General features: G+C 54.5%; 28 protein-coding genes and 1 pseudogene. All 29 read left to right on the top strand.

Annotated elements, in window-relative coordinates:
- Positions 1-141 (top strand): annotated as a pseudogene (gene tuf / locus H3Z84_RS11920) (elongation factor Tu); the annotation flags it as partial.
- Between the two features lie 187 nt (positions 142-328).
- A complete protein-coding gene (gene rpsJ / locus H3Z84_RS11915; protein ID WP_004580743.1) occupies positions 329-640 on the top strand; it encodes a 30S ribosomal protein S10 in 312 nt (103 codons plus the stop codon).
- Between the two features lie 75 nt (positions 641-715).
- Positions 716-1,354 carry a 50S ribosomal protein L3 gene (gene rplC / locus H3Z84_RS11910; protein ID WP_022989781.1) on the top strand — a complete coding sequence of 213 codons (639 nt, stop codon included), beginning with the start codon at positions 716-718 and terminating at the stop codon, positions 1,352-1,354.
- An 11-nt stretch (positions 1,355-1,365) separates the two neighbouring features.
- The gene (gene rplD / locus H3Z84_RS11905) at positions 1,366-1,971 is read left to right on the top strand and encodes a 50S ribosomal protein L4 (RefSeq protein ID WP_022989782.1); all 606 of its coding nucleotides are present in this window, start codon (positions 1,366-1,368) and stop codon (positions 1,969-1,971) included.
- Entirely contained in the window at positions 1,968-2,261 is a 294-nt protein-coding gene (gene rplW, locus H3Z84_RS11900; protein WP_008174862.1) for a 50S ribosomal protein L23, read from the top strand. The genes rplD and rplW overlap by 4 nt, the downstream gene beginning before the upstream one ends.
- Before the next feature lie 17 nt (positions 2,262-2,278).
- Positions 2,279-3,106, top strand: a complete 828-nt coding sequence (gene rplB / locus H3Z84_RS11895; protein WP_022989783.1) for a 50S ribosomal protein L2 — start codon at positions 2,279-2,281, stop codon at positions 3,104-3,106.
- Between the two features lie 23 nt (positions 3,107-3,129).
- Positions 3,130-3,405: a 30S ribosomal protein S19 gene (gene rpsS / locus H3Z84_RS11890; RefSeq protein ID WP_036219840.1), complete on the top strand. Its 276-nt coding sequence runs from the start codon at positions 3,130-3,132 to the stop codon at positions 3,403-3,405.
- 16 nt (positions 3,406-3,421) lie between these two features.
- Positions 3,422-3,754, top strand: a complete 333-nt coding sequence (gene rplV / locus H3Z84_RS11885) for a 50S ribosomal protein L22 (protein WP_008940674.1) — start codon at positions 3,422-3,424, stop codon at positions 3,752-3,754.
- 11 nt (positions 3,755-3,765) lie between these two features.
- Complete coding sequence (rpsC, locus tag H3Z84_RS11880) at positions 3,766-4,449, top strand: 30S ribosomal protein S3 (RefSeq protein ID WP_022989785.1); 684 nt, start codon at positions 3,766-3,768, stop codon at positions 4,447-4,449.
- A gap of 12 nt (positions 4,450-4,461) precedes the next feature.
- A complete protein-coding gene (rplP, locus tag H3Z84_RS11875; RefSeq protein ID WP_022989786.1) occupies positions 4,462-4,875 on the top strand; it encodes a 50S ribosomal protein L16 in 414 nt (137 codons plus the stop codon).
- Positions 4,875-5,066, top strand: a complete 192-nt coding sequence (gene rpmC / locus H3Z84_RS11870) for a 50S ribosomal protein L29 (RefSeq protein ID WP_008174877.1) — start codon at positions 4,875-4,877, stop codon at positions 5,064-5,066. Before rplP ends, rpmC begins: the two co-directional genes overlap by 1 nt.
- A gap of 1 nt (position 5,067) precedes the next feature.
- Positions 5,068-5,334, top strand: coding sequence for a 30S ribosomal protein S17 (gene rpsQ, locus H3Z84_RS11865; protein ID WP_022989787.1), 267 nt, complete (start codon positions 5,068-5,070; stop codon positions 5,332-5,334).
- Positions 5,335-5,352: 18 nt separating this feature from the next.
- Entirely contained in the window at positions 5,353-5,721 is a 369-nt protein-coding gene (gene rplN, locus H3Z84_RS11860) for a 50S ribosomal protein L14 (RefSeq protein ID WP_011784252.1), read from the top strand.
- Positions 5,722-5,738: 17 nt separating this feature from the next.
- Positions 5,739-6,059: a 50S ribosomal protein L24 gene (rplX, locus tag H3Z84_RS11855; RefSeq protein ID WP_022989788.1), complete on the top strand. Its 321-nt coding sequence runs from the start codon at positions 5,739-5,741 to the stop codon at positions 6,057-6,059.
- A 15-nt stretch (positions 6,060-6,074) separates the two neighbouring features.
- Entirely contained in the window at positions 6,075-6,614 is a 540-nt protein-coding gene (gene rplE / locus H3Z84_RS11850; RefSeq protein WP_058090001.1) for a 50S ribosomal protein L5, read from the top strand.
- Positions 6,615-6,626: 12 nt separating this feature from the next.
- Positions 6,627-6,932, top strand: coding sequence for a 30S ribosomal protein S14 (gene rpsN / locus H3Z84_RS11845; RefSeq protein WP_022989790.1), 306 nt, complete (start codon positions 6,627-6,629; stop codon positions 6,930-6,932).
- Positions 6,933-7,020: 88 nt separating this feature from the next.
- On the top strand, positions 7,021-7,413 hold the full coding sequence (rpsH, locus tag H3Z84_RS11840) for a 30S ribosomal protein S8 (protein WP_022989791.1): 393 nt from the start codon (positions 7,021-7,023) through the stop codon (positions 7,411-7,413).
- 9 nt (positions 7,414-7,422) lie between these two features.
- Positions 7,423-7,956 carry a 50S ribosomal protein L6 gene (gene rplF / locus H3Z84_RS11835; protein ID WP_022989792.1) on the top strand — a complete coding sequence of 178 codons (534 nt, stop codon included), beginning with the start codon at positions 7,423-7,425 and terminating at the stop codon, positions 7,954-7,956.
- Between the two features lie 9 nt (positions 7,957-7,965).
- Positions 7,966-8,313 (top strand): 50S ribosomal protein L18, encoded by a 348-nt coding sequence (rplR, locus tag H3Z84_RS11830; RefSeq protein WP_022989793.1) that lies wholly within the window; start codon positions 7,966-7,968, stop codon positions 8,311-8,313.
- Positions 8,314-8,325: 12 nt separating this feature from the next.
- A complete protein-coding gene (gene rpsE / locus H3Z84_RS11825; RefSeq protein WP_022989794.1) occupies positions 8,326-8,826 on the top strand; it encodes a 30S ribosomal protein S5 in 501 nt (166 codons plus the stop codon).
- Positions 8,827-8,830: 4 nt separating this feature from the next.
- Positions 8,831-9,019 (top strand): 50S ribosomal protein L30, encoded by a 189-nt coding sequence (gene rpmD / locus H3Z84_RS11820; protein WP_007153997.1) that lies wholly within the window; start codon positions 8,831-8,833, stop codon positions 9,017-9,019.
- Position 9,020: 1 nt separating this feature from the next.
- Positions 9,021-9,455, top strand: coding sequence for a 50S ribosomal protein L15 (gene rplO, locus H3Z84_RS11815; protein ID WP_022989795.1), 435 nt, complete (start codon positions 9,021-9,023; stop codon positions 9,453-9,455).
- Between the two features lie 17 nt (positions 9,456-9,472).
- Positions 9,473-10,795, top strand: coding sequence for a preprotein translocase subunit SecY (gene secY, locus H3Z84_RS11810; protein WP_036219842.1), 1,323 nt, complete (start codon positions 9,473-9,475; stop codon positions 10,793-10,795).
- A gap of 33 nt (positions 10,796-10,828) precedes the next feature.
- Positions 10,829-10,942: a 50S ribosomal protein L36 gene (gene rpmJ, locus H3Z84_RS11805; protein ID WP_008174902.1), complete on the top strand. Its 114-nt coding sequence runs from the start codon at positions 10,829-10,831 to the stop codon at positions 10,940-10,942.
- A 140-nt stretch (positions 10,943-11,082) separates the two neighbouring features.
- The gene (gene rpsM / locus H3Z84_RS11800; RefSeq protein ID WP_022989797.1) at positions 11,083-11,439 is read left to right on the top strand and encodes a 30S ribosomal protein S13; all 357 of its coding nucleotides are present in this window, start codon (positions 11,083-11,085) and stop codon (positions 11,437-11,439) included.
- Between the two features lie 13 nt (positions 11,440-11,452).
- Positions 11,453-11,842 carry a 30S ribosomal protein S11 gene (rpsK, locus tag H3Z84_RS11795; RefSeq protein WP_004580767.1) on the top strand — a complete coding sequence of 130 codons (390 nt, stop codon included), beginning with the start codon at positions 11,453-11,455 and terminating at the stop codon, positions 11,840-11,842.
- A gap of 18 nt (positions 11,843-11,860) precedes the next feature.
- Positions 11,861-12,481 carry a 30S ribosomal protein S4 gene (rpsD, locus tag H3Z84_RS11790; protein ID WP_022989798.1) on the top strand — a complete coding sequence of 207 codons (621 nt, stop codon included), beginning with the start codon at positions 11,861-11,863 and terminating at the stop codon, positions 12,479-12,481.
- Positions 12,482-12,516: 35 nt separating this feature from the next.
- Positions 12,517-13,521 (top strand): DNA-directed RNA polymerase subunit alpha, encoded by a 1,005-nt coding sequence (locus H3Z84_RS11785; protein WP_058341458.1) that lies wholly within the window; start codon positions 12,517-12,519, stop codon positions 13,519-13,521.
- Between the two features lie 33 nt (positions 13,522-13,554).
- Positions 13,555-13,953 carry a 50S ribosomal protein L17 gene (rplQ, locus tag H3Z84_RS11780; protein WP_058341459.1) on the top strand — a complete coding sequence of 133 codons (399 nt, stop codon included), beginning with the start codon at positions 13,555-13,557 and terminating at the stop codon, positions 13,951-13,953.
- Positions 13,954-14,389: the final 436 nt, after the last annotated feature.

Genomic DNA, 14,389 nt, shown 5'->3' with positions numbered 1-14,389 from the left:
GAAATGGTAATGCCGGGTGACAACGTGAAAATGACTGTTACCCTGATCGCTCCGATCGCCATGGAAGATGGTCTGCGCTTCGCGATTCGTGAAGGCGGCCGTACCGTTGGTGCCGGCGTGGTATCCAAGATCATCGAGTAATATGCTCGATTGATCAGGAAAAAGGGGCTGAATCATTCAGCCCCTTTTTCCGTTTAAGTCGCAAAAGCGTACCTGGCGGTGTCGATTGCAGTGGCAGTTGACACGGTTGGGTATTATGCATACAATGCGGCTCCTTTTTTTGAAGGTCGGCTAACTAGTAGCTGCTACGAGTGGAGTTTGGTGCATCATGCAAAGCCAAAAAATTCGAATCCGGTTGAAGGCGTTTGATTATCGCCTGATCGACCAGTCCACGCAGGAGATCGTCGATACCGCTAAGCGGACCGGCGCTCAGGTGCGTGGTCCAATCCCTCTGCCGACGCGGAAGGAAAAGTACACGGTATTGATCTCTCCGCACGTCAACAAAGACGCGCGTGATCAGTATGAAATTCGTACGCACAAGCGTCTGCTCGACATTGTTGAGCCGACGGAAAAGACAGTGGATGCTCTGATGAAACTGGACCTGGCAGCAGGTGTAGACGTTCAGATCAGCCTCGGCTAATACCGCCCGGTATTAGTCTGTGTAACTGTCATAGGCCATAGAGGGTGCGAGCCCCGTACACTTAAGAGGTGAAACATGGCAATTGGTGTTGTCGGTCGTAAGGCCGGTATGACCCGTATTTTTACGGACGAAGGACAGGCCCTGCCTGTCACGGTAATTGAGGTTGAGCCCAACCGCATTACCCAACTCAAAACTCTCGAAAGCGACGGCTACCGTGCAGTACAGGTAACCGTAGGTTCTCGTCGTTCCTCCCGTGTAAACAAGGCGGCTGCTGGTCACTTCGCGAAAGCGGGTGTCGAGGCTGGTCGTGGTGTGTGGGAATTCCGTCTGGCTGACGGCGAAGGCGAAGAGCTGGCTGCGGGTGGCGAGCTCACTGTCTCTGTATTCGAAGACGGTCAGGTGGTTGATGCCATCGGTCAGTCCAAGGGTAAGGGTTTCCAGGGCGGCGTAAAGCGCTGGAACTTCTCTATGCAGGACGCTACTCACGGTAACTCTCTGTCCCACCGTGCTCCGGGTTCCATTGGTCAGAACCAGACTCCGGGCAAGGTATTCAAGGGCAAGAAAATGGCCGGTCAGCTGGGTAATGCGCAGGTTACTGTGCAAAACCTGAAGATTGTCCGTGTCGATGCCGAGCGCAACCTGCTGCTGGTAAGTGGTGCCGTACCTGGCGCAACTGGCGGCGATGTTGTCATCAAGCCTGCAGTTAAAGCCTGAGGAGCGGTGCGATGGAATTAACAATTACTGGTAGCGGCAAGGGAATCTCTGTTTCCGACGCTGCATTTGCCAAAGATTTTAATGAGGCTCTGGTTCACCAGGTGGTAACTGCCTACATGGCAGCTGGCCGTCAGGGTACCAAGGCTCAGAAAACACGTTCCGAAGTTAGTGGCGGCGGCAAGAAGCCGTGGCGCCAGAAGGGTACCGGCCGTGCACGTGCCGGCACCATCCGTAGCCCGATCTGGCGCTCCGGTGGTGTAACCTTCGCTGCCAAGCCTCGCGACTTCGAGCAGAAGGTTAACCGCAAGATGTACCGTGCGGCTATGTGTTCCATTCTCTCCGAGCTGGTTCGTCAGGAGCGTCTGGTTGTGGTTGACGACATCAATGTCGACTCCCCCAAGACCAAAGCCTTTACTGCCAAGCTGAAGGACCTGGGTGTTTCCAATGCCCTGATCCTGTCCGAGAACGTTGAGCAGAACCTGCACCTGGCTTCCCGCAACATTCCCCACGTGGATGTTCGCGACGTAGCGGGTCTGGATCCGGTCAGCCTGGTTGCCTTCGAGAAAGTCGTGGTGACTGTTCCCGCTCTGAAGAAGATCGAGGAGATGCTGGGATGAATCAGGAACGTATTTACAAGGTCCTGCTTGGGCCGCACGTATCAGAAAAAGCGTCTCTGGCGGCAGAGCGTGGTCAGGTGGTGTTTCGTGTAGCCCCTGATGCAACCAAGCCGGAGATCAAAAAAGCCGTTGAGCAGCTGTTCAACGTCACCGTCGAAGGTGTTCAGGTTCTGAACCGTAAGGGTAAGCTCAAGCGCACTATCCGCGGGTTCGGCAAGCGTAATGACATTCGTAAGGCTTACGTCAAGCTGGCAGAAGGTCAGGACATCGATTTTCTGGATGTGGAATAAGGTAAAGGGGTCGTAATATGCCGATCGTCAAAACCAAGCCAACATCTGCCGGACGCCGTCACGTTGTAAAACTTTACAACCCGGATCTGCACAAAGGACGTCCTTACGAGCCGTTGGTAGAAACTAAGAGTAAGTCTGGTGGCCGTAACAATGCTGGCCGCATTACTACTCGTCACATTGGTGGTGGTCATAAGCAACACTACCGTGTTATCGATTTCAAGCGGACCAAAGATGGTATCCCGGCGATCATTGAGCGCCTGGAATATGATCCTAACCGCTCTGCGCACATCGCACTGCTGAAGTACTCCGATGGCGAGCGTCGCTACATCATCGCTCCCAAGGGTATGAAAGCTGGCGATCCAGTGCGTTCCGGCGTCGACGCGCCGATCAAGGTGGGCTCCACTCTGCCGCTCCGGAACATTCCGGTCGGTTCTGTGATCCACTGCGTCGAACTGAAGCCTGGCAAAGGTGCCCAGCTGGCTCGCTCCGCGGGCGCATCCGTACAGCTGGTAGCTCGGGAAGGGGCGTATGCCACTATCCGCCTGCGTTCAGGTGAAATGCGTAAGGTGCTTGTAGATTGCCGTGCAACGCTGGGTGAAGTATCCAACAGCGAGCACAGCCTCAAGCAGCTTGGTAAAGCGGGTGCATCACGTTGGCGCGGTAAACGTCCAACAGTACGTGGTGTTGCTATGAACCCAGTTGACCACCCGCATGGTGGTGGTGAAGGGCGTACCTCTGGCGGACGTCACCCGGTTACTCCGTGGGGTGTTCCGACCAAAGGGCATAAGACTCGTAAGAACAAGCGTACTGACAAGATGATAGTACGTCGTCGTTCAGCCAAGTAAACGACTACATAGAGGTAATTGCTGTGCCACGTTCTTTAAAGAAAGGTCCTTTTATAGACCTGCATCTGTTGAAGAAGGTCGAGGCAGCTCTGGAAGGAAATGACAAGCGGCCCATTAAAACCTGGTCCCGCCGGTCAACAGTTTTTCCGGAGATGGTAGGCCTGACCATTGCAGTCCACAACGGCAAGCAGCACGTGCCGGTTTATGTCACCGAAGATATGGTCGGTCATAAACTGGGTGAGTTCGCGGCAACGCGTACTTATCGTGGCCATGCGGCCGACAAGAAAGCTAAACGCTGATTGTGAGGTAATAGAAATGGAAGTAGCAGCCAAGTATAAGGGCGCTCGCCTCTCAGCTCAGAAAGCACGTCTTGTCGCCGACCAGGTACGCGGCAAGGCTGTTGAGGACGCCCTGAACATTCTGACTTTCAGCCCGAAGAAGGCAGCGGTAGTAATCAAGAAGGCTCTTGAGTCTGCCATTGCCAACGCTGAGCATAACGAAGGTCTGGACGTAGATGATCTGAGGGTTTCCACCGTTATGGTGGATGAGGGCCCAACGCTCAAGCGAATCAAAGCTCGAGCCAAGGGGCGCGCTGATCGTATTTTCAAGCGCACCTGTCATATCACCGTCAAGGTCGCCGACAAGTAGGAGATGCTCAGATGGGTCATAAAGTAAATCCAACCGGCATTCGCCTGGGTGTGATCAAAGAGCACAACTCAGTGTGGTATGCCGACAAGAAGGACTACGCGAAGAATCTGCTGAATGATATTCAGGTTCGCGAGTTCCTCGACAAGCGTCTGGTTAAGGCGTCTGTCAGCAAGATCGTGATCGAGCGCCCTGCTCAGAACGCCCGGATCACGATCCATACCGCCCGCCCCGGTATTGTTATCGGTAAGAAGGGTGAAGATGTTGATCGTCTGCGTCGCGAAGTTAGCGACATGATGGGTGTGCCCGTGCACATCAACATCGAAGAAGTCCGCAAACCGGACCTGGATGCCCGCCTGGTAGCGCAGAACGTTGCCGGCCAGCTGGAGCGTCGTGTGATGTTCCGTCGCGCTATGAAGCGTGCGGTACAGAATGCCATGCGCCAGGGTGCCAAGGGTATCAAGATTCAGGTTGGTGGTCGTCTTGGGGGTGCTGAGATCGCACGTTCCGAGTGGTATCGCGAAGGTCGTGTACCTCTGCACACACTGCGTGCAGATATTGATTATGCAACCTACGAAGCGAAGACCACTTACGGCATTATCGGCGTAAAGGTATGGATCTTCAAAGGTGAGATTCTTGGTGGTATGGAGCAGGTCCGTGCTGACAAGAAAGCCTCTGGGAAGAAAGGTTCTAAGTAAAGGGGCACTCTTATGCTGCAACCAAAACGCACCAAATTCCGCAAGGTAATGAAAGGCCGTAACACTGGTCTTGCTCACCGCGCCAATAAGGTGAGCTTCGGTGAATACGGATTGAAGGCGACTAGCCGTGGGCGTATAACTGCGCGCCAGATTGAGGCAGCGCGTCGTACCATGACTCGCCGCATCAAGCGGGGCGGTAAGATCTGGATCCGGGTATTCCCGGACAAGCCGATCACCGGTAAGCCGCTTGAAGTACGTATGGGTAAAGGTAAAGGTTCTGTCGAGTATTGGGTGGCTGAGATTCAGCCAGGCCGTATGCTTTACGAGATGGAAGGCGTAGCGGAAGAAATCGCCCGCGAAGCTTTCACTCTGGCTGCCGCCAAACTGCCGGTACAGACCACCTTTGTTAAGAGGACGGTGATGTGATGAAAGCAACAGAGCTGCGTGAAAAGTCAGTCGAGGAGCTGAACAAAGAGCTGATCGACCTCCTGAAGGAGCAGTTCAACCTGCGCATGCGCAAGGCGACAGGTCAGCTGAATCAGTCTCACCTTCTCGGCAAGGTGAAGCGCGATATCGCTCGCGTGAAAACAGTATTGAATGAAAAGGCAGGACAGTGACATGACCGAAGCTACCCAAACTGCCAGAACTCTGAGCGGCAAGGTCGTGAGCAACAAGATGGACAAGTCCATCGTGGTCCTGGTTGAGCGTCAGGTGAAACACCCTCTGTACGGTAAGTACATGAAGCGTTCAACCAAGATCCATGCACACGATGAAAGCAATCAGTGCAACATTGGTGACACCGTTACCATCCAGGAAACCCGTCCGGTCTCCAAGACCAAGACCTGGGCCCTGGTGGAAGTCACCGAACGCGCTGCCAAGGTGTAATTCGCCCGGAGAACAACCATGATTCAGACTCAAACAATGCTTGAAGTCGCGGATAACAGTGGTGCACGTCAGGTTATGTGCATCAAGGTCCTGGGCGGATCTCACCGGCGTTATGCAACCGTTGGGGATATCATCAAGGTAACCGTTAAGGAAGCCATCCCCCGCGGCAAGGTGAAAAAAGGCCAGGTCCTGAAGGCTGTTGTAGTACGTACCCGTAAGGGTGTGCGTCGTCCGGACGGTTCTCTGATCCGTTTTGACGGTAACGCGGCGGTACTTCTGAACAATCAGGACGCTCCCATTGGTACCCGTATCTTCGGACCGGTTACCCGTGAACTGCGTAACGAGAAGTTCATGAAGATTATCTCACTGGCACCCGAAGTACTTTAAAGGACCAGAGGCCGGTTATGAAAAAGATCAAACGAGATGACGAAGTAATCGTCACCACGGGGAAAGACAAAGGCAAACGTGGTAAAGTCCTGAAGGTTCAGGACGACGGTCGCGTGATTGTTTCTGGCATCAACATGATGAAGAAGCACACAAAACCGAACCCGATGCTCGGCACCCCGGGTGGTATCGTCGAGAAAGAAGCGCCTATCCAGGCTTCCAACGTGGCTATTTTTAATCCGCAGACCGGCAAAGCCGATCGTGTTGGCTTCCAGATCAAGGAAGACGGCAGCAAAGTGCGGATCTTCAAGTCCACGAACGAAGCTGTCGATAACCAGTAAGCGGTGGTGGTTACGATGCTTAACATGAAAGAGCAGTACACTAAGGAAGTGGTACCCGCCCTGCAGAAAGAGTTCGGTTACAAGAACGTTATGCAGGTGCCGCGTATCGAGAAAATCACCCTGAACATGGGTGTTGGCGAAGCGGTTGGTGACAAAAAGCTGATTGAGAATGCCGTGGCGGATCTTGAGCGCCTGGCAGGTCAGAAAGCGGTTGTCACCAAGGCACGCAAATCCGTAGCGGGTTTCAAAATCCGTGAAGGTTGGCCGATTGGCTGTAAAGTGACCCTGCGCGGTGAGCGCATGTGGGATTTCTTTGATCGTCTGGTGCACATTGCGGTTCCCCGCATTCGTGACTTCCGCGGTCTTAATCCGAAATCCTTCGATGGTCGCGGTAACTACAGCATGGGTGTTCGTGAGCAGATCATCTTCCCTGAGATCGAGTACGACAAAGTCGACAAGATCCGCGGGCTGGATATCACCATCACCACCACTGCCGGTACCGACGACGAAGGTCGCGAACTGTTGAAAGCCTTTGGCTTTCCGTTCAAGAAATAAGGAACGAGTGACATGGCGAAGGTTTCAATGAAGAACCGCGAGCAAAAGCGCGAGCAACTGGTAGCGAAATATGCTGCCAAGCGCGCTGAGCTCAAGGCGATTATCAAAAACCCGAATACCAGCGACGATGACCGTTGGGATGCACAAATGAAGCTCCAGCAGCTTCCGCGTGATTCATCTCCTTCGCGTCTTCGGAATCGTTGCCAGGTGACTGGTCGTCCCCACGGCGTTCTGCGTAAGTTCGAGCTTTCACGGATTAAACTCCGTGAATACGGCATGCGCGGTGACGTTCCGGGCCTGACCAAGGCAAGCTGGTAAGATAGGCAACCTGACTTCGGTCAGGTGCCTGTTGGTAAGCGGTGCGGCACGCCGCTGCACAACTAAAAAGATCAGGAGCCTCATACTAATGAGTATGCAAGACACGCTTGCGGATATGTTTACCCGTATCCGTAATGCCCAGATGGCGTCAAAAGCTGACGTAACGATGCCATCTTCCAAAATGAAGGTCTCCGTAGCCCAGGTCCTGAAGGACGAAGGTTACGTTGAGGATTTCTCTGTTTCAGCTGACGCGAAGCCCGAGCTGACCATTACTCTGAAATACTTCGGTGGCAAGCCGGTTATTGAAGAGATCAAGCGGGTTAGCCGTCCGAGTCTGCGCCAGTACAAAGGCGCCGGGAAACTGCCGAAAGTATCCGGTGGTCTGGGAGTCGCGATTGTCTCAACGTCCAAGGGCGTTATGACAGACCGCGCCGCACGAGCTGCAGGCGTGGGTGGCGAAGTCATCTGCACCGTATTCTAGGAGATACACATGTCCAGGGTTGCCAATAATCCTGTCGTGCTGCCTTCCGGTGTTGAGGTCAAGCTGAACGGACAGGAAATTAACGTGAAGGGCTCCAAGGGAGCGCTTCAATTCACCATTCACCAAGCGGTAGAAGTAAAGCAGGAAGAGGGTACTCTTCGCTTTGCTGCACGCGATGGTGCCAAACAGTCCCGCGCTCTTGCTGGTACTACTCGTGCGCTGGTTAACAACATGGTTGCCGGCGTATCCACAGGCTGGGAGCGCAAGCTGCAGCTGACGGGCGTAGGTTACCGTGCGCAGGCGCAAGGTAAGAAGCTTAACCTGACCCTGGGTTTTTCCCATCCGGTCGAGTATGAGCTGCCCGAGGGTGTTACCGCTGAAACTCCGTCCAATACGGAAGTTGTGATTCGCGGTATCGACAAGCAACAGGTTGGCCAGGTCGCTGCTGAAATTCGCGCGTTCCGTCCGCCCGAGCCTTATAAGGGTAAGGGTGTTCGTTATGCGGATGAGCAGGTCAGACGCAAAGAAGCCAAGAAGAAATAAGGCGGGACTATGAGCGCGAATATCGAAAGACTGCGTCGCGCACGTAAAGTGCGCATGAAGATTCGTGAGCTGGGTACTGACCGTCTGTGCGTTCACCGCACTCCGCGTCATATGTACGCCCAGGTTACAACTGCAGATGGCAGCAAAGTGCTGGCCACTGCCTCCACGTTGGATAAGGAACTGCGCCAGGGTGCAACCGGTAACGTGGACGCTGCCAAGAAGGTCGGTCAGCTGATTGCTGAGCGTGCCAAGGCAGCAGGCATTGAGAAGGTCGCTTTTGACCGCTCAGGTTACCGTTATCACGGTCGCGTCCAGGCTCTGGCCGACGCAGCCCGTGAAGCTGGCTTGCAATTCTAAGAGGTGGAGAAGATGAGCGTTAACGAACAGAAGGCGCCTGAGCTCCAGGAAAGGCTGGTTCAGGTAAACCGCGTCGCCAAGGTTGTTAAAGGCGGCCGGATTTTTGCCTTCACCGCACTGACTGTGGTGGGTGATGGTAAAGGACGCGTTGGTTTCGGTCGTGGTAAGGCCCGGGAAGTTCCGGTAGCCATCCAGAAGGCGATGGAAGCTGCTCGCAAGAACATGGTAGATGTGGCGCTTGACGGCAACACTCTGCAGTACCCGGTTCGCGCCCAGCACGGCGGTTCCAAGGTGTACATGCAGCCGGCATCTGAAGGTACCGGTGTTATCGCCGGTGGTGCGATGCGTGCGGTGCTGGAAGTGGCAGGCGTTCAGAACGTTCTGTCCAAGTGCTACGGCTCTACCAACCCGGTGAACGTGGTACGTTCCACCATCAAGGGTCTGCAGGCCATGAAGGCGCCTGAAGATATTGCAGCCAAGCGCGGTAAATCCGTCGAAGATATTCTGGGTTGAAGTCATGGCGAACGCAAAAACGATCAAAGTAACTCTGACCCGCAGCCCGATCGGCTGTCAGCCCAAGCACAAGCTGTGTGTAAAGGGTCTGGGTCTTCGTAAAATCGGTCACACCGTTGAAGTGGAAGATACTCCTTCCATTCGCGGCATGATCAACCGGGTTAACTACCTGGTTCAGGTTGAGGAGAACTAAGATGCGTCTGAACGAACTTGCTCCGGAACCTGGTTCACGTCCTAGCGCCAAGCGCGTTGGTCGTGGTATCGGTAGCGGTCTGGGTAAAACCGGTGGTCGCGGTCACAAAGGTCTGAAATCCCGTTCCGGTGGCTCTGTAGCCCCTGGTTTCGAGGGTGGTCAGCAGCCTCTGGCCCGTCGTCTGCCGAAGTTTGGTTTCACCTCCCGCCAGCAGCGTTACGTTGCTGAGATTCGCCTGAACGAACTGGCGAAGGTAGAAGGCGATGTAGTCGACCTGGCTGCACTGAAAAAGGCTGACATCATTCGTGAAGAAATTCGCGAAGCCAAGGTTATGCTGTCTGGCGAGCTGGACCGCGCAGTAACCGTTAAAGGGCTACGTGTCACCAAAGGCGCACGCGAGGCAATCATTGCCGCGGGTGGGAAAGTCGAAGACTAAGACGAGTCGAGGACTAAATGGCCAAGACAGCATCATTGCCTGCGGGCGCCGGAAAAGGATTTGCAGAGCTGCGTTCGCGGCTCTGGTTTGTCTTCCTGGCGCTGTTGGTGTACCGGATCGGTGCCCACATCCCGGTTCCAGGCATCAACCCGGACCGGTTGGCGGCACTGTTTGACCAGAATCAGGGTACTATCCTGAGTCTGTTCAACATGTTTTCCGGTGGTGCGCTTGAGCGCATGAGTATCTTCGCACTCGGTATCATGCCGTACATTTCTGCCTCTATTATCATGCAGCTCATGACTGCGGTTAGTCCGCAGCTTGAGCAGCTGAAGAAAGAAGGCGAGGCTGGTCGTCGCAAGATCAGTCAGTACACCCGGTATGGTACGGTTATCCTGGCCCTGGTTCAGGGCTTTGGTATTTCTGTGGGGCTGGCCTCTCAGGGCGTTACCTTTAACGACAGCTTCAGCTTCCACTTTGTGGCGGTTGTTTCCTTCGTGTGTGGTGCCGTCTTCATGATGTGGCTTGGCGAGCAGATCACCGAGCGTGGTATCGGTAACGGTATTTCCCTGCTGATTTTTGCAGGGATTGTTGCCGGTCTCCCGGGGGCTATTGGTCAGACCCTGGAGCAGGCCCGTAACGGTGAAATGAGCCTGTTGGTAGTGCTCGGTATTGGTGTCCTGGCAATCGCGGTTGTCGGCTTCGTGGTCTTCATGGAGCGGGGCCAGCGCCGGCTTACCATCAACTATGCCAAGCGGCAGCAAGGGCGCCGGGTATTTGCCCAGCAGTCCAGCCACCTGCCGCTGAAGGTGAACATGGCCGGTGTTATTCCGCCGATCTTTGCCTCTTCCATCCTGCTGTTCCCGGCTTCGCTCGGTCAGTGGTTTGGCCAGGGTGAAGGCATGGAATGGCTGAGCGATGTGTCCCAGGCATTGGCGCCGAGCCAGCCTTTGTATATCATTCTGTTCGCAGCAGCAGTAGTCTTCTTCTGCTTCTTCTACACAGCGCTGATGTACAACCCCAAAGAAGTTGCGGATAACCTCAAGCGTTCCGGCGCGTTTATCCCGGGTATTCGTCCGGGAGAACAGACCTCCAAGTACATCGATGGTGTGCTTACCCGTCTGACGTTGTTCGGGGCTATGTATATTGCAGCAGTATCCCTGTTCCCTCAGTTCCTGATGGTTGCGGGTAACGTGCCTTTCTATCTTGGTGGTACGTCTCTGCTGATTGTTGTAGTCGTGGTGATGGATTTCATGGCGCAGGTTCAGTCGCACCTGATGTCCCATCAGTATGAATCGCTGATGAAGAAATCCAATCTCAAGGGCTATGGTCGGAACGGCTGATTAAGCCGTTCCCCTTGAAAACTGGAGTCGACAATGAAAGTACGCGCTTCGGTAAAGAAAATTTGCCGTAACTGCAAAGTAATTCGACGCAATGGCTCAGTGCGAGTCATCTGCTCGGAGCCTCGCCACAAGCAGCGCCAGGGCTGATTCTCCGGAATCGCACTGACATTGCAGAAGGGGTTCGGAATAGTGGCGCTTGACTCGACCACGGGTCAGGCGCTATTATTTCGCGCCCTTTTTGTGGCGGAAAATTCACACAGCAAAGCTTTGAACGCGGAGTAATTTGGATGGCACGTATAGCCGGTGTCAATATACCCGATCACAAACATGCTGTTATCTCGCTGACCTACATCTTTGGTGTTGGCAAGACAACAGCCCAGAAGCTTTGCGATGCAACCGGCGTTAAGCCGGACGCCAAGGTCAAAGACCTGAGCGACGAGCAGCTTGAAGCACTTCGTACTGAAGTGGGCAAGTTTACCGTCGAAGGCGATCTGCGTCGTGAAGTACAGATGAACATTAAGCGTTTGAAGGATCTCGGTTGCTTCCGTGGTCTGCGCCATCGTCACGGCCTTCCGGTCCGTGGTCAGCGCACCAAGACCAACGCCCGCACCCGTAAAGGTCCTCGCAAACCTATTCGTAAGTAACAGGTAGGCAAACATGGCAAAGCCAGGTACACGTACCCGTAAAAAGGTGAAAAAGACGGTTGTTGATGGCGTCGCGCACATTCACGCGTCCTTCAACAACACCATCGTGACCATTTCGGACCGTCAGGGCAACGTCCTGTCCTGGGCCACCTCAGGTGGTTCCGGTTTCCGCGGCTCACGTAAGAGCACACCTTTTGCTGCGCAGGTAGCAGCTGAAAGAGCCGGTAATGCGGCTGCTGAATACGGCCTTAAAAACCTGGACGTAGAGGTTAAGGGTCCTGGGCCCGGACGTGAATCCGCTGTACGCGCGCTTAACGGCTGCGGGTACAAGATCACCAACATCACTGATGTGACGCCGATTCCCCACAACGGCTGTCGTCCGCCCAAGAAGCGCCGCGTCTAACACAGGAGACAGTGAAATATGGCTCGTTATATAGGCCCGAAGTGCAAGCTGTCTCGTCGTGAAGGGACAGATCTTTTTCTGAAGAGCGGCGTACGCGCGCTCGATTCCAAGTGCAACATCGAGACTCCGCCGGGTATGCACGGCGCGCGTCGCGGTCGTCTGTCCGAATACGGCTTGCAGCTTCGCGAGAAGCAAAAAGTTCGTCGTATCTACGGTGTGCTTGAGAAGCAGTTCCGTAGCTATTACAAAGAGGCTGCCCGTCGGAAGGGCGCAACCGGTGAGAACCTGCTGCAACTTCTGGAAGGCCGTCTGGATAACGTTGTATATCGCATGGGCTTTGGTTCTACCCGTGCGGAAGCTCGTCAGCTCGTCTCTCACAAGGCGATCCTGGTGAATGATAAGTCGGTGAACATTCCGTCTTACCAGGTTAAGCCGGGTGACGTTGTGAGTGTGCGCGAAAAGTCCAAGAACCAGTTGCGTGTTAAAGGCGCTCTGGAACTCTCTGGTAGCCGCGCACCGGTAAGCTGGGTAGAGGTTGACGCCAACAAGATGTCCGGCGTTTACAAGTCAGTACCTGAGCGTACTGAACTGCCGGCCGACATCAACGAGAACCTCATCGTCGAGCTTTACTCCAAGTAAAGCCCAGTTAGCAACGATAGCAGATAGGGGCGTCTATGCAGCGTTCAGTACATGAGTTATTGACACCTCGTACCATTGACGTGAAAGAATCCAGCGCCGCGCGCGCCAAGGTGACCCTGGAGCCGCTCGAACGCGGTTTCGGTCACACCCTGGGTAGTGCGCTGCGTCGTATTCTTCTGTCTTCAATGCCGGGCTGCGCCGTGACTGAAGCACAGATCGACGGTGTCCTGCACGAGTACAGTGCCATTGAAGGTGTCCAGGAAGACGTCATCGAGATTCTTCTGAATCTCAAAGGCGTCGCCGTAAAGATGCACGGCCGTGACGATGCTGAGCTCACGCTCAGCAAGAAAGGCCCGGGCGTAGTGACTGCCGGCGATATCAAGCTGGACCACGATGTGGAAATCGCTAACCCGGAGCACGTGATCTGTCACCTGAGCGAAAACGGCGAAGTGAACATGCGTTTGCGTGTTGCACGTGGCCGCGGCTATGAGCCGGCTGATCAGCGTGGTCTGGACGAGGACGAAACTCGTGCCATCGGACGCTTGCAGCTTGATGCTACGTTCAGCCCGGTTCGTCGTGTGGCTTATGCCGTCGAGAGCGCTCGGGTTGAGCAGCGTACAGACCTGGACAAGCTGGTTATTGATCTGGAGACCAACGGTACTATCGATCCGGAAGAAGCAATTCGCCGGGCGGCTACCATCCTCCAGCAGCAACTGGCGGTGTTCGTAGATTTCGATCATGAGAAAGAGCCAGAGCGCGTAGAAGAAGAGGAAGAAATTGATCCGATTCTGCTGCGTCCGGTTGATGATCTGGAATTGACTGTGCGTTCAGCTAACTGCTTGAAGGCTGAAAACATTTACTATATCGGCGATCTTATCCAGCGCACCGAAGTGGAGCTGCTGAAGACGCCTAACCTTGGCAAAAAGTCGCTTACCGAGATCAAGGACGTTCTTGCGTCCCGTGGTTTGTCTCTGGGTATGCGTCTTGATAACTGGCCGCCGGCAAGCCTTCGTGGTGATGACCGGGTTCTGGGCGGTTGATCGCCGATTAGTTTAAGGTAAGGAATCAGAGCAATGCGTCATCGTAAGAGTGGTCGTAAGTTCAACAGGACCAGTGCGCATCGCAAGGCCATGTTCCGTAACATGACTGCGTCACTGGTTGAGCACGAGCTGATCAAAACGACGCTCCCGAAAGCCAAAGAGCTGCGTCGGGTAGCTGAGCCGTTGATCACGCTCGCAAAGAATGATTCGGTAGCAAATCGTCGTCTGGCGTTCTCACGCCTGCGTAGCGATGCTGCGGTAGCCAAGCTGTTTGATGAGCTGGGCCCCCGTTACAGCGAGCGTCCGGGTGGTTACCTTCGTATCCTGAAGTGCGGTTTCCGTGCTGGCGACAATGCCCCTATGGCATTCGTAGAGCTGGTCGGCCGTCCTCTGGACATCGAAGCTGAAGAAGTGGACGAAGGCGAAGAGTAAAATCTCCGTTTAGTCTTGAAAAAACCGGGTTCCGAAAGGGCCCGGTTTTTTGTGCCCGAAGCTTGCAAGTATTGGGGGCTGGTCAGGGTGGTGTGGGAGAATTTTCTTTGGAAAAACAACTCGCTTCGCTCAGACATCTTTTTCCGGCAGAAAATTCTCCCACACCACCCTGACCGTCCGGTCTTTCGGGGATGCCTTTTGTAAAACAAAGGCCTTATTATTTAGTGTCCTTTCGTGGTTTTCGTGGCAAAACATCCTTGTCTTTATCTTTCCGTGTTTTTCAGTGGATTCCGTGGCTGCGTATTCCAGACCAAGGTTGCCACTGATTCCAGACGAAGCCTGCCACCCATTCCACGCGAAAGCTGCCACTGATTCCACGGCAAAGCTGCCACCTTGGCAGGCTGCCTGATTTCCCCATCAAAACGTCCGGCGCGGG

Origin of the sequence: Marinobacter sp. bablab_jr003, from assembly GCF_016464245.1 — a bacterium.
Lineage (GTDB): Bacteria > Pseudomonadota > Gammaproteobacteria > Pseudomonadales > Oleiphilaceae > Marinobacter > Marinobacter vinifirmus.
Note: the sequence above shows the minus strand (reverse complement) of the source record. Positions and strands in the feature narration are given on the sequence as shown.